The following is a 14,536-nucleotide window of genomic DNA, read 5'->3' on the forward strand; positions in this document are numbered from 1 at the left end:
CTGGGTTGTGTAGCGGCGGCAAGCCTTGGACTTGCAGTCGGAAGGGAGTCCGCAAATACCGTTTATGTCTGCGGCCGGTCACGACTCTGCGGCAAAAGAATTCGCTCCGGCCTTGCACGTAAATGCAGGGAACTACGTTTGTACAGTATCGCGTGATCGGTTCGATATTCGATCTGAATGAGATCGCAGTGCCGGACTGAAATTTTCGACCTGGAATAGAGGCTATTCACCCTTGGTTGCGCAAACGAAATATGGGTGTCCCATGAGGTCTTGTCCATTCTGTCCGAAACACACTGCATTGACAGTTTCGTTGCTTGCCAGCGCCGCGACGCTGGCTCCCGGCACGGGCTTCGCTCAACTGGGATGTTCGGCACGAATCCTGCAATTCTTCACGCAGCAACGATTCTTTCCTATGATTTAAGCAACGGCGAGCCCGCCGGAGCTGCCATTGCCGAGTCGCAGGACCGGGGGCCGCACGCCTGCGCCGTGACATCGAATCAAAGCAGCCGTTCGCGCATGTTTCGATGATTCACCGGCTACCGGGCGGTCTGGATGGCAACGTTTGGACTACCTGGCAAACGAACGGAGCGTGGCGATGAAGCGGAGCGAGTCGCCCCAGCCGGTCACGATGCTCGAAGCACTGATACCGATCGCTGGCCTCGTCTTTCTCGTCAGTCTGTCCTTCTACCTGTTCGGCGATGGTGGTGCGAACGGGCCGAACCAGGTGGCACTCGTCGTGGCGACCATGCTGGCCGTATTTGTCGGTTGGCGTCGCGGTCATTCGCTCGCTTCGCTGCGCGAGGCCGCGAATGCCAGTGTCAGTTCCGGTATTGGCGCGACTCATCCTGTTCGCATTCGGCGCGCTGATCGGCACGTGGGCGCTCAGCGGCACGATCGTCGCCATGGTCTATTACGGGCTGAAATTGCTGAGCCCGGATTACTTTTACGTCACGGCGGCTGGAATCTGCGCGGTGATCTCGTTCGCCATTGGAACCTCGGGGACCGTCGCGGGTACGATCGGAATCGGCCTGATGGGCATTGCGCACAGCATGGGCCTGAGCCCCGCCATAACGGCCGGTGCAGTGATTTCCGGCGCTTATTTCGGCGACAAGTCTTCGCCGCTCTCGGACACCGCGAATCTTGCGGCCGCTGCCGCGGGTGCCGATCTGTATCAACACGTGCGCGAGACGCTGCTGACATCGCTCGTCGCGATTGTCATCACGCTGGCCGTGTTTTATCTGCTTGGCCGCCCGGGCGCCTTCGATGCGAGCGCGGAGGTTGCTGCAATGCAGAGCGCATTCTACATATCGCCCGTGCTGTTCCTGCCGCTCATTCTTGTCGTCGTGCTGACGCTGTTCCGGCTTCCGCCATTTACCACCATCTTTCTTGGCGCATTGGCGGGTGGCGTGGTTGCCGTTTTCGTCGAGCCAGCGCGAGTCCTCGCATTTGCCGCCGCGCGAGAGGGCGTGCCGATCCCGATTGCGATGCTCAAAGGTGTATGGCTTGCGCTTGGGAGCGGCTACAGGTCCACGACTGGAAATCCAGTGCTTGATACGCTCCTCACTCGCGGCGGTATGGACAGCATGTTGAATACTATCTGGCTGATCATCACGGCACTGGCATTCGGAGGGGAGTCCGCTGCTGACGGTGGCGATCGCCTACGCGGGTATCCGCATGCCACGCGTCCCTCCAGCCCAAGCCGGGACCTCAACGGCAGGCGGCCCCCCAACTCCGGTCCATGAAGACGCCAAACAGAATTGACGGGTATTCTTACTCGAGTCGTGAGGCACCCTCGCTCGTGGCCGATACCCGGCGCGCGATGTGTTTCCAACCTATTGCAAGCGTTCTTCCGTCCGACGAACCGTCGGCAATACTGTAAGGAGCAGTCAAGATGAAAATGCAACGAAACGCTCCCCGGATCGCGTCCATGATGCTCGCCGCGGCGTTCACACTGGCTCAGGCAGGCGTCGCGGTGTCGCAGACGGCTGCTCCGCAGAGCGCCAGCGATATGCATAGGACCGGCATGCCCGAGACGCAGCAGCAGGGCGACATATCGTTCGTGACCGGCGGAGTCGGTCGCGACGAGTCGACTGCGCTGCGGCAGGCACGAAGGCAGTGGCCGTTGTCTCTGCAGTTCACCGGTCCGGGGGCGAGCTATGTGGCCGACGTCCAGGTGAAGATTGCCAAGGCTGGCGGCGCGGCCGTGTTCGAGGCCACGTCGAAGGGGCCGTACATGCTCGTGCGGCTGCCTCAAGGGCGCTATACGGTCAACGCCACTTACGGCAGCGTGACCAGAAGGGAGACCGTGAACGTCCGCGGTAATGGCAGCGCGCGTGCGACGTTCGCGTTTCCGTCCACCCACTGAGCGCGGTCCCGACGCCGCGCCGAAGGTCGCGCGCGTCGCGTTCGTTTGGCAAGGGGCCTAGACCCAGCCATAGGCTTATTTGGCTTTTACACGCCAGTATCTGTACTTTTGCGGAACGAAAGCCTCATGCCTTGAGCACGTTCTTCCCCTTCGTCCCGAGCAACGGCAAGTCGCGGATCCGCACACCGGTCGCGTCGTCGATCGCATTCGCGAGCGCCGCGGCGGCCGGGCCTTGCGCTGCTTCTCCGACCCCGAGGAATGGCAAGCCCGGCCGGTCGATCAACAGCACGTCCACGCGTTTGGGTACGGACGAGAAACGCATGATCGGATAAGTGCTCCAGTCATAGCTCGTGATGCGTTGCGGGTCGAAATGCGTTTCTTCATAGAGCGTCCAGCTCGTGGTTTGCAAAATGCCGCCTTCGATCTGATTGCGCACGCCGTCCGGATTCACGATCTGTCCGCAATCGACGGCTGCTACGACACGCTCGATGCTGAGCTCGCCGGTATCGCGCATGACCGTCACGTCCATCGCGACGGCAAGGTAGGCCATCAGGTTCTTGTATTGGGCAAACGCAAAGCCGGTACCGTGCGAGCGCGGGCTCGAGTCGCCCGTTCGCGCGCTGCGGGCTCGCCAGCCGAATTGATCGACTACGGCGCTAATGACGCCATGCGCGCGCGGATCATCGAGATGTTTGAGGCGAAACGCCACGGGGTCGGCGTGCGCGGCTCTGGCGAGCTCGTCGATGAAGCTCTCGATCGCGAACACGTTCATGTGCGCGCCGAGCGAGCGCATGGCAGAGACACGTATCGGCATCGTCGGCACGAAATGATGCTGCACGTGCAGGCTGGGCACGCGGTAAAGCGGAATGCTGTTGCGGTCGCCTCCGCCTTCCGGCATCGGAATCGGCTTCGGCGGCGCGGGGGTGAACGGTCGCGCAAGGAGCTGCGCGGGCAACAGGCGGCCCGCATTCTCGATGCGGTTGTTATGCGTGTTGCTCCATAGCTCGTAACGCCAGTCGGTAAGCGTGCCTGCGGAATCGAGCGTTGCATTCGCCTCGACTGTCATGGCCGGGCCGAACGGCTCCCACATGTGTTCCTGTTCGCGCATCAATTGCACGCGCACCGGGCGGCCAGGCAGCTCGCGTGCAACGAGGGCGGCGTCGGCCGCGACATCGTCCGCGCCGTTGTGTCCGTAGCAGCCCGAACCTTCCACATGGACGCAGCGCACCTTGTCGGGTGGCATCGCGAGCATTTCGGCGATGCCCGCACGCAGCGGATAGACGCCTTGCGTGTGCGTCCACACGGTCATCACATCGTTGTCGAGCTGCGCGACAGCGCACGATGGCCCAATCGAGCCATGCGTCAGATACGGCTTCGAATAGCGCGCCCGCAGCGTCGCCACAGGCGCGGCCGCGCCCGGCGCCGCGCCCTGATCGGCCACCGCGATTTCCTGTGAAGGCAGACTCATCAGCAAGGCGTGAACGTTCGCGGGATCGGGCAGCGGCGGCCCGGCCTGCCATTGCGCGGCAAGCGCAAGCTCACGCATCGCGAGGATCGCGCGCCATTCGTCGTCGGCGACCACCGCGAGGTAGTTGCCGTTGCGCACGACCTTGATGACGCCGGGCAGCGCTTCGACGCGCCCGCTATCGACTGCGACGAGGCTCGCGCCATAAGACGGCGGCCGCACGACGCGGGCATGCAGCATGCCGCGCGGCCGCAGGTCCTGGACGTAGCTCGCGCTGCCCGTCACCTTGCCCGGTATATCCACGCGCGGCAGCATATGCCCAATCAGCGCGTAGGCCGATGGCGGCTTTTTCGGCGCGTCGGGCTGCGCGTTCTGATGGAGGTCCGCGTATTGCACGGCTTCGCCATAGCTCACGCGTCTTCCGTCGGCGGCAATGACGGCGCCGTCGCGCGTCGTCAGGACCGCTGCGTCGACGCCCAACTGCGACGCCGCGCTCGCGACCAGCAGCGCGCGTACCTGAGCGGCGGCGTTGAGGATCGCGGTGCCGCTGTCCGCCATCGTGTGACTGCCTGCGGTGTAGCCTTCGTTCGGCGTTGCGGCGGTGTCGGCGGTGATCAGCTCGATCGCATGAGGCGCGAGATCCAGCTCTTCCGCGGCGACCTGCAGCAGCGCGGTGCGAATGCCCGTGCCAAGCTCCGCCTTGCCCGTGAATACGCTCACGTGGCCGTCAGGGGCGACCTTGATCCACGCATCGAGCAACGGCGTGCTCTTGAGACTGCCCGGCAGCTTCGGGGCGCTCGCGTTGAAGGTGCCCGCTTCGGTGGTGGTTTGCGCAAGCGCGGCCATGCCGGGCACGATCGCGAAGCTCACCATCAGCGAGCCGCCAACGAGGAAGCGGCGCCGCGCGGGGTCATCGGGGCCGCTGCCGTGAGCGACGGAGGACGGGCGGCCGTCGCTCACGACTGCGCTCCCTCGTCCGTTCGCGGCGAACCCGTCGCGGCTTGCCGGATCGCCGCGAGAATGCGCATGTGCGTGCCGCAGCGGCACAGGTTCGGCTGCATGTAGCGGCGGATCTGTTCATCGCCCGGGTGCGGGATTCGCTCCAGCAGCGTGTGCGCGCGCATGATCATACCGGCGATGCAATAGCCGCATTGCGCGGCTTGCTCGTTAATGAAGGCTTGCTGAAGTGGTCCCGGATGTTCCGCGCTGCCAAGTCCTTCGACGGTTCGCACTGGCCGGTCGCCAACGGCCACGACCGGCATGAGGCACGAGAACACCGGTTCGCCGCCGACGCTGACCGTGCATGCGCCGCATTGACCCAGACCGCAGCCGAACTTCGCGCCATCGAGCTGCAACTGGTTGCGCAGCACGTAGAGCAGCGGCGTTGACGGGTCGACATCGACCGTATGACTGACTCCGTTGACGTTGAGCGTGATCATCGTGGCAGGCCGTCCTTGCGAAAATGCGCGACCGCGCCGGCGTCGAGCGAGGGCCACGCGTCGCGTGCGGTGAAGCGTTCGCGCGTGTAGTTGGCAAGCTCCGCTATCTGGGCATCCGTGAATGTGTTGGCGAATGATGGCATGAAGGGCACGCTATCGCTTTCGTGCCAGTCGATTCCATCGAGGATGATACGGACCATGTTGCGCGGGCTGTCGGCGTTGACGGCCGTGGAAAGGGACAACGACGGTCGAGCGCCCCCGCTCGACATCGGCGCGCCTTCGGCATGGCACGATGCACAGGCCGCGGAGAATAGATTCGCGCCGCCGCCGGGCGCGGTGGACACGGGCGCGGCGGAAGCGGAGGGCGAGGCGACCGGATGCTCCGGCATGCCTGGGCCCCCGGACGGCAACGCCAGCAGATACGCGGCAATCGCCTCTACGTCGGAGGCGGAGGCGTCGGCGAGCATGCGCGTGACGGGGCGCATCGGACCCGCCGCCGCCGCCTGGGCGCTCGCGAGGCCCGTGCGCAGATAGCTGACGAGCTGTGCCCGCGTCCAGGGCGTGGGGCGTGAAGCGAGGTCCGTCAGCGCGGGCGCATCCCATCCGTCGATCGTGCCGCCTTGCAGCGCGCGGTCGCGGCGCTCGGCACCGAGGCGGTCGAGCGGCGTGTGGCACGCACCGCAATGACCGAGGCTTTCGACCAGGTATCGTCCGCGTGCGACGTCCGGCGCTTCGGGCGGGGCCGGCGCTGCTTCGGTACCGGTATGCAGGTAAAAAAGATTCCACACGGCGATGAGGGGCCTGAAGCCGAGCGGGAAGATCAGCTCGTTGTGCGGCGCAGGCGCCTTGACGGGAGCGCGGCTCATCAGCCACGCATACAGCGAGCCCATATCGGCATCGCTGATGTGCGTGAAGTGCGGATAGGGGAACGCGGGATAGAGCAGATGGCCGTCGCTGGACACGCCGCGCCGCATCGCGCGCGCGAACGCGTCGAGCGACCAGCCCCCGATACCCGTCTCGTTGTCCGGGGTGATGTTGGTCGAGTAAATGATGCCGAAGGGTGTTCGCAGTGGCAGTCCGCCCGCGAGGGGCAGGCCGCCCGTCGCGGTGTGGCACGCGACGCAATTGCCAACGGCCGCGAGCTTCGCGCCGCGCGCCGCGGCCGCGGTATCGCTGCCGGCCGCGAAGGGCGCGGTCACGGCAACCGGCGCGGGCTCCCCAGCATGCGCGGTGGGTCCGCCGTATGCGGCCATGAGGGCAACCACGACAACGGCCACGCCTGCACTCGCCACCCGTCCTTTCATCTAGCCTCCATCGCCAAGCCGTCCGCATCATGGTTCCAGACTACGCCGCGCGGCTCCAGGTGGCGCAAGCGGCGTTCCTGATATTCGCGGAAGTCTGCGGCTGTCCGCCGCTCCGCGGTTCGCCGCTGTCTACGATGACGGAAGCTTTAGGGTCGAACAGCGGCAGGTCGATAACGGTCTCGCCTAGCCGGCTGCGATCGCGATGGCGATCTGCACGAAAAGCACCTTGACGATGGTCATCGACGGAAAAATCATCGCGTACATGACGTCGGGCTGATCCGTCGGCGCGATGCGGTTGGCGAAGGCGAGAATCGCGGGATTGCCGGTCGCCCCGCAGATCACGCCGACCGATGTATCGAAAGACAGTCTGAAGACCCACAGGCAGCACACAGCCGTGACGCCGACCAGCACCAGCAGCGTGATCACGCCATAAAGCAGCAGCAGCGGTCCGGCGGTGCCGACGGTCGCGACGAACTTCGGTCCGCAAGACAGGCCCACCTGCGCGAGAAAAATCGTCAGCCCGAGATTGCGCAGCACGAGATTTGCAGAGAGCGGCATCACCCACACGAACGGTCCGCTGCGGCGCGCCTTGCCGAGGCACAGCGCGACCAGTAGCAACGCCGCGAGACCCAGGCTGAACACGCCGAGACCGGGCGCGCGCAGCGGGATCGCGCCGACCAGCAGCCCCGCTGCCGCGCCGATGCCCAGACAGATGAAACTGAGGTCGGCCGTGCCCTTGATCGAATCGCCGAAAAACGCGCGGACCCTCGCGCGATGCGCGCTACTGACGAGCAGGCCGACGCGGTCGCCAGCTTCGAGAATGAGCTCTGGCGTCGACAGTAGATCGGCGTCGCCGCGCCGCACGTGCGCGACCGCGCAGTTCACGCCATCCGGAAAGCGCAGATTGCCGAGCGCCGTGCCGACGACCGACGGACTCGATGCGAACACGCGAATATAGTCCAGGTCTTCCCGATGACTCGAGATACGCCCGGGCTGTAGCTCGCCGCACAGCGCCGTTGCTTCGTCGAGCGGGCGGCGCTCGGTGGCGGTGGCAAGGAGGACGTCGTCGGCGCGCAGCGTGAAGTCGTCGCTGGGCAGTTGATTGTGATGCGCGCGCCGCACGGCCGCGATCACTACGCCGGCAGGCAGGCGAGTCGAGAGCTCCGACAGCTTGAGACCGAAGAGACTGGCATTGCGCAGCGCGATTTCCGCGGTCTCCAGCAACTTCGCGGGCGGTTTCGGTATTTTGGCTTTCAGGACCGAGTTCAGCACATAGAGGAATAGGATCGGCCCGGCCACGCCGAACGGATAGGTGACGCTATAAGCCACGGCGGCATCGCTGCTTTTCATCGATGCGATGGCAACCTGGAGGCTCGCCGTGCTGGTGCCGCTGCCGGCGAACATGCCGAGCGCATCGGCGAGCGTGATGCCGAAATGGATGAAGGCGCACGCCACCAGACCCGAAGCGATCACGCCCAGACATGCGGCCGCGTTGGCCTTCATGCCTTCCCGGCTCGTGAGTCCGCGGAAGAACTGCGCGCCGTACTGAATGCCGATGCCATACAGAAACAGCAGCAGACCGAGCGTGCCCAGCAACGCCGGCGGCGCGGATTTCGGCGCGAACGCGCCGAGCGCCAGTCCAACGAACAGCACGGCCCCCGAGCCTAGAGCCACGCCCTTGATAGTGATTTCGCCGACCAGGTAGCCAAGTGCGATGGTCAGAAAAAGCGCGAACAGCGGCTGAGTTTCGAGGAAATTTCTGACTGCTTCCATGCCGCCCCCTATAGGTGGACAAAGCAACGCGACTGAGCGCTTCCACCGGCAGGCCTCGCGTTCGACGCGCGGCAGTTGCTGACGATACTCGTTGCTGCTATCGCATTGCGCCTGCGAGGTTGCCCGAGCCGAGACCCACGATCAGATCGAGTGCGCCGTTCTTCAACGCTTGCGTCGCGACCACGCCCGCCGCTTTCAATGCGGCCGCGTCGATGCGCGACGCGTCCGATAGCTCGACACGCAACCGCGTGGCCGCCAGCGCGTCGAGCTTCCTGATGTTGGCCGCGCCGCCCAGCGCCGCACGAATCTTTTCCGCGCGCTCCGTTTCCTGCGGCGAGTTTTGCACGGAGGCGGCCACAGCCGCTGGAGCCGCCGCCCCTGCGCCTTCCACACCGGGCACCCCCGCCGCCGGCAAATCCGCTTCGGCGCCCGCTGTCTTCAGATAGTCCTGCATGTCGGTTTTCATGTTCTCCGACAACGGCCCGAAGATCGCCTGCACGCCGTTGCCTACGCGCACAACCCCCGCGGCGCCGAGCGCCTTGAGCTTGGGTTCGTCGACGCCCGCCGGGTCCTTCACGGAGATGCGCAGCCGCGTGATGCAAGCGTCGAGACTCGTGATATTGGAGCGGCCGCCAAAGGCGAGCACGAGTTCGCGCGAACGTCCTCCCGCGCCGCTCGCGGCAACCGCCGCTGTTTCCGCCGCGTCGTCCTCGCGACCGGGTGTCTTGAGGTTGAAGCGCGTAATGACGAAGCGGAACACGCCGTAATAGATCACCGCGTAAATTGGACCAAGGATGAAAACGTACCACGCGTGCGTGGCCTTCCCACCGATCAGGTTGAACATCAGAAAATCGATGCCGCCTTGCGAAAACGTGAAGCCCATGCGCATGCCCAGTGTGTTCGCCACGAACTGCGCCGACGCCGCGAGGCATGCGTGAATCAGGTAAAGCACCGGCGCGACGAACAGGAACGCGAATTCGATCGGCTCGGTGATGCCGGTGAGGAAAGAAGTCAGCGCGGCCGAAACCATCATGCCGCCGACGGCCACCTTCTTCTCCGGCTTCGCGCAATGCCAGATCGCGATCGCCGCGGCCGGCAGGCCGAACATCTTGAACAGGAACGCGCCCGCCAGGATGCCCGCGGTCCGGTCGCCCGCGAAAAAACGGGTGATGTCGCCGTGAACCGTCCTGCCGGTCGTCGGGTCGAGGTAGCTGCCCATTTCGAAGAAGAACGGCACGTTCCAGATGTGATGCAGGCCGAACGGAATCAGCAGACGTTCGACGAAACCGTAGACCGTCGCGGCGGTGCGCGGGTCGGAAACCGCCGCCCAATGCGAAAAAGCCTTGATTGCGCTGCCGATCGGCGGCCATACGAAAGACAGGATCGCGCCGAGCACGATCGAGCCGATCGCGGTCACGATCGGCACGAAGCGCTTGCCGGCGAAGAAGCCGAGATAGGGCGGCAACGTGATCCGGTAGTAGCGGTTGAACATCCATGCCGCAAGACCACCGGCGAGGATGCCGCCGAACACGCCGGTCTGGATCGACGGTATGCCCATGATCGTGTCGGTTTCGACGCCCTGGAGCTTGCCGATCACACCCAACGTGGCCGTCATCACCAGATATCCGATCGTTGCGGCGATGCCCGAGACGCCATCGTTCTCGGTGAAGCCGAGCGCGACGCCGATCGCGAAGATCAGCGGCAGGTTGCCGAAGATCACGTCGCCCGCGTTCTTCATCAGCGCGAGCACGACGGCCGGCACGTAACCGTGAAAGTCGGTGGCGCCGAGACCGAGCAGCAGGCCGGCCACCGGGAGCACGGCGACGGGCAGCATCAGCGATTTGCCGATCTTCTGCAAGACTCCGAAGGCATGCGAGAACATGGCTGATCTCCTGTTGATCCGCTCACTCGGCAAAGCGCGACAGATGCGCGCGGACTTCCGCGGCGGTGCCTAGACACAGCACCTCGGCGGCGAGCTTCCTGGCTTCTTCGGTCGTCACGCGTGCAAGTTGAGCCTTGATCGAACCGACCGCAGGAATGCTCACCGACAGCTCGTCGATGCCAAGGCCGACGAGCACCGGCACCGCCATCGCATCCGACGCGATGCCGCCGCAAATGCCGACCCATTTGCCATGCTTGTGCGCACCGTCGACCGTCATGCCGATCAGACGCAACACCGCCGGGTGCAGCGCGTCGGCCTGCTTCGCGAGTTGCGGATGGCCGCGGTCCATCGCGAGCGTGTATTGCGTGAGATCGTTCGTGCCGATCGAGAAGAAGTCGACTTCGCGTGCGAGCGGCTCGGCGATCAACGCGGCCGCGGGGACTTCGATCATGACGCCGACTTTCACGCTCGCCGCGCGATCGCCGGCTTCTTCGAGCAGGATCTTGCGCGCTGCCCGCACCTCCTCGATCGCGGCGATCATCGGGAACATCACGTGCAGATGCCCAAGCGGCGCCGCGCGCAGGATCGCGCGCAGTTGCGTGCGGAAGATGTCGGGACGCTCCAGGCTCACGCGCACACCGCGCAGGCCGAGAAACGGGTTGTCTTCCTTCGGCAGCGGCAGATACGACAGCGGTTTGTCGCCGCCGACGTCGAGCGTGCGGACCACGAGCGGCCGCTCGCGGCCAAGCGCTTCGGCGACGGCGCAATATTCGGCGGCCTGTTCGTCTTCGGTGGGCGCGGTGTCTCGCGCGTCGAACAGGAACTCGGAGCGCAACAGGCCCACGCCTTCGGCGCCGGCCGCGACCGCGTCGCGTGCTTCCTGCGCATTGCGGATGTTCGCGACGACCTCGACGCGGTGGCCGTCGGCCGTCATTGCGAGTTTGGTTGCCGCGAGCTTTTCGTCTTCGCGCTTGACGGCCTGGCGCCTGATGCGGTCGCGCGCCTTCTCGAGTTCCTCGGCGCTCGGGTTGCGCCGCAAGCTGCCGCGCGAACCGTCGAGCACGACGGGCGTGCCGTCGGCGAGTTGCAGCGCGCGCGCGTCGATACCGCAGATCGCCGGAATGCCGAGCGAGCGCGCGAGGATCGCGACGTGGCTCGTCGCGCCGCCGCTCGTCGTGCAAAAGCCGAGCACCTTGCTGCGATCGAGCGACGTGGTGTCGGACGGCGAGAGCTCCTCGGCAATCAGGATCGATTCGTCCGGCACGTCGATCTGCGCCTGCTTCACGCCGGCGAGCAGCGCGAGCACACGGCGGCCGACGTCGCGGATATCGCCGGCGCGTTCGCGCAGCAGCGGATTGTCGAGCTTTTCGAGCGTGCTTGCCTGGTGCTGGAACGCATCGCGCCACGCGAACCCCGCGCCCTTTCCCGCGCTGATGCTGCTGATCGCGGCGTCGTTGAGGCCAGGATCGTCCAGCAGTTCGAGATGCGCGTCGAGAATCTGCGCTTTCGACGGATCGGTGAGCGTCGCCTTGAGCGCCTCGATCTGCTGACGCGCCTGATGCTGGGCCGCTTCGAGTTGCGCCCGTTCGCGTTGCGGCGACTCGCCCGCTTCGTTCACCTCGATGACCTGCTGGCGGAACTGCACGATCCTGCCGACCGAAAGCCCTGGCGAAGCGGATACGCCGATGAATTCGTTGGTGTCGGCGGGAGCCGCTTCGGTCGGTGCTGGCACCGGCGCAGCCGGTGCGGTTGGCGCAGCCGCCGCGGGTGCGGGCGCATCGCCGGGCTTTTCGCCCGATCCCTCGCCAAGCAGACGCGCGACGGCGCTGGCCGCCTCCGCCGCGTCGGGACCGCGGGCCTCGACGCGCAGCTTGTCGCCGAACTTCGTTGCGAGCCCCATGATCGCGACGACGGACTTGGCATTTGCGCTGGCATCGCCGCGCAGCAGCCGGATCTCGGACTTGAATTTCTTCGCCTCGACCGTGACGACCGCGGCAGGCCGTGCATGCAGGCCCGCTGGATTCGGCAGCGTGATCTCGTCGGAGAAGATCGCGCCGGTGGCGCTGGCCGTGTCCTTGTCCTCCATGCTGCCGACCAGCTCGACGTACAGCGCGACGTCGGTGCCGGCGACGACGAGCCCTTTCGCGGGAACGTAGCGCGTGACGAGATCGCCATTGGCGATCACCATTTGCGTGAGCAGGCTGGTTGCTTTTGCGCCGACCGCGATTGGGTCGAAGCGGATCAGCGGCGTGCCCGTCGCGACGGCGTCGCCTTCCTTGACCAACGGCGTGAAGCCCTCGCCGCGCAGCAACACGGTGTCGAGCCCGATGTGCAGCAGCACTTGCAGACCGTTGTCGCCGGTGATCGTCGTGGCGTGGCCAGAGCTATGGAGTTGCGTGACCTTGCCGGCAAGCGGCGACAGCAGTTCATCCGAGGTCGGATCGATCGACACGCCATCGCCGACCATCTTCTGGGCGAAGACCGGATCGGGCACGCTCTCGAGAGGAACCAGTACGCCCGACAGTGGTGCCATCAACCCGATGCGCAGAGGACGCTGAGGAGCTTTCATCGCCAAGACTCCTTGTACATTGACGCTCGCCTCGGGTGGCTCGACTCGAGCCGCATGGGCGCGACATTCACACGTGCGGTCGGCACCATTGCCGCTCACGCCGCTCACCCACTTGTGAGCGGCGCACGTTACAAAAGCGTCGGTGACAAAAACTCGGGAAACCAAACAAGGTTGCGCACGTCGCCCGTGTGCGCCCGCGCAGCCTCGACCGGGATGAATGGAGCAACGTCAGGCGCGCTCCGATGGCGCTGTTTGCATTTGCCGGGCCGCCTCGCACCCATGCACAACCCTTTGCACCGTGGTCCCGGAAAAAAGGACCCGGAAAGCGCTCTGAAAAAGAGCATATGTTACTGAGCGCAGATTGCAAGACAAGACGATTTCGGACGGGAACGCCTGAAATTTGCAATTTCCTGGCGGGAGATGGAGCGGTCTTTAATAATTGGCGTGTGACGCGTTCATTGATCTGTGTTTTATTCGCTTAGCGAAAGGCGGCGGCCCGACAAGACGTTCACCCTTGCTGTTCAGAGTAGATCCGTGACGACATCCACCGTATCGAACTCGATGAACAATTCCGCGCCCAGCGAGGCGCCTACAGATGCAATCGGCATATTGGGGCGGTTCTCTTTCCCGAAATATGATTTTTCTAGCGCATGGAGGGCGCGCTGATAATCAGGGGACTGGAAATCCGTGAGTACCTTTACTTCATAAATGACGTTCTGGATGAGGAAATCGTTCGCAAGACAGCGCGTCGCGCCCTTGAATTGAACGCGAACCCGGTCTTTCCTGTTGTCGAACATCAAGGCAAGCTCAACGATGCTTGCCTCACGGTCCGCGGATACGCCCATCAAATACCAGTCATGGAACGCATTGAATTTCTTGATAAGGTCCATCGCGTAATTCCTTCAGGGACTCCAGGGGCTGAATGGAACAACATAATCGCCGCCATCTCGCACACCGTTGTCCCAATTGTGCGCGTGGGGCTTCAATCCGTTGTGTACATGGTCAAAGTCGAGATCAACGACCGGCTTTCTATCATCCCCGTACAGCCGCATTTGCCCGCTACCTGGGTTTGTGTACCAGGTTCCCGGGTCTCCGAGGTTCGGAGTCTTGGCTACATCGAATGAACCTTCGTCAACCTGGTTGGGCGAGTACTCGAACGGCTGCGCATCGCCCAGCGGCGTTGAGACCGGCGTGGCGATGGTCCATCGGGTAGCACGTCGCCGGGGCGAGCGTACCAGATCGCGAGACCATCGTCGGCGGCCAGCCGCGGCAGTATGGGACGCTCGAATGACCGCGCGGCAGGCACGGCGGCCAGCGCGCGCCGGAAGAGCTGCGACGGCGTGACGGTCGCATAGTACGGCCTGACCGTCTGCTCAATGGGCGAACTGCGTGCGCCCGAGGCTCGCGGCTTAGGCACGACAGCAATCACATCGCCGCTCTCGACGGCGCACTGTAGCGCTCGAACGAGTTGCTCAGGCGCGGGGCCGCTTGCATATGCGCCGCCCTGGGCATGGCGCATGAACCTGGCGAGCCGGGCTAGCTGGCTCGCGTCGCGCGTGAGCTCCCATGAACTTGCCGAAGTAATGAACTGGCGGCCGGTGCGCACCTCGTCGCTGGACGTGTTGCCGCGATATTCGTGCCGCGTATAGAGCGTGCAGCTCCGACGGGCCCCCACTTTCAAGTCAATCGCCATCCGCCTCCCTCGTGCGATCAGATCAGTTGATATACCTATCACGGGG

Annotated in this window: 10 protein-coding genes; 2 read left to right on the forward strand and 8 right to left on the reverse strand. The window is 64.7% G+C overall.

The features are described from left to right. Positions 1-809 precede the first annotated feature (809 nt). Positions 810-1,742, forward strand: coding sequence for a Na+/H+ antiporter NhaC family protein (locus tag OKW38_RS33400; protein WP_429365017.1), 933 nt, complete (start codon positions 810-812; stop codon positions 1,740-1,742). A 149-nt stretch (positions 1,743-1,891) separates the two neighbouring features. After that, positions 1,892-2,365 carry a hypothetical protein gene (locus OKW38_RS33405; protein ID WP_090808917.1) on the forward strand — a complete coding sequence of 158 codons (474 nt, stop codon included), beginning with the start codon at positions 1,892-1,894 and terminating at the stop codon, positions 2,363-2,365. 124 nt (positions 2,366-2,489) lie between these two features. On the opposite strand, the gene OKW38_RS33410 is transcribed toward OKW38_RS33405, so the two are convergent. The 8 genes from OKW38_RS33410 to OKW38_RS33445 form a co-directional block, all read right to left on the reverse strand. Then, positions 2,490-4,790, reverse strand: a complete 2,301-nt coding sequence (locus OKW38_RS33410; protein WP_429365018.1) for a molybdopterin cofactor-binding domain-containing protein — start codon at positions 4,788-4,790, stop codon at positions 2,490-2,492. After that, complete coding sequence (locus tag OKW38_RS33415; protein WP_429365019.1) at positions 4,787-5,269, reverse strand: (2Fe-2S)-binding protein; 483 nt, start codon at positions 5,267-5,269, stop codon at positions 4,787-4,789. Before OKW38_RS33415 ends, OKW38_RS33410 begins: the two co-directional genes overlap by 4 nt. Further along, positions 5,266-6,573, reverse strand: coding sequence for a c-type cytochrome (locus tag OKW38_RS33420; RefSeq protein ID WP_429365020.1), 1,308 nt, complete (start codon positions 6,571-6,573; stop codon positions 5,266-5,268). Before OKW38_RS33420 ends, OKW38_RS33415 begins: the two co-directional genes overlap by 4 nt. A gap of 183 nt (positions 6,574-6,756) precedes the next feature. Then, positions 6,757-8,346 carry an aspartate:alanine exchanger family transporter gene (locus OKW38_RS33425; RefSeq protein ID WP_429365021.1) on the reverse strand — a complete coding sequence of 530 codons (1,590 nt, stop codon included), beginning with the start codon at positions 8,344-8,346 and terminating at the stop codon, positions 6,757-6,759. Between the two features lie 97 nt (positions 8,347-8,443). Continuing rightward, complete coding sequence (gene ptsG / locus OKW38_RS33430; RefSeq protein ID WP_429365022.1) at positions 8,444-10,228, reverse strand: PTS glucose transporter subunit IIBC; 1,785 nt, start codon at positions 10,226-10,228, stop codon at positions 8,444-8,446. A 22-nt stretch (positions 10,229-10,250) separates the two neighbouring features. Beyond that, positions 10,251-12,797 carry a phosphoenolpyruvate--protein phosphotransferase gene (ptsP, locus tag OKW38_RS33435; RefSeq protein ID WP_429365023.1) on the reverse strand — a complete coding sequence of 849 codons (2,547 nt, stop codon included), beginning with the start codon at positions 12,795-12,797 and terminating at the stop codon, positions 10,251-10,253. A 521-nt stretch (positions 12,798-13,318) separates the two neighbouring features. After that, entirely contained in the window at positions 13,319-13,687 is a 369-nt protein-coding gene (locus OKW38_RS33440) for a hypothetical protein (RefSeq protein ID WP_184032352.1), read from the reverse strand. Between the two features lie 221 nt (positions 13,688-13,908). Beyond that, positions 13,909-14,490 (reverse strand): hypothetical protein, encoded by a 582-nt coding sequence (locus tag OKW38_RS33445; protein ID WP_429365024.1) that lies wholly within the window; start codon positions 14,488-14,490, stop codon positions 13,909-13,911. Positions 14,491-14,536: the final 46 nt, after the last annotated feature.

The organism is Paraburkholderia sp. MM5496-R1, from assembly GCF_050436205.1.
In the GTDB taxonomy this organism is placed as follows: Bacteria; Pseudomonadota; Gammaproteobacteria; order Burkholderiales; family Burkholderiaceae; genus Paraburkholderia; species Paraburkholderia tuberum.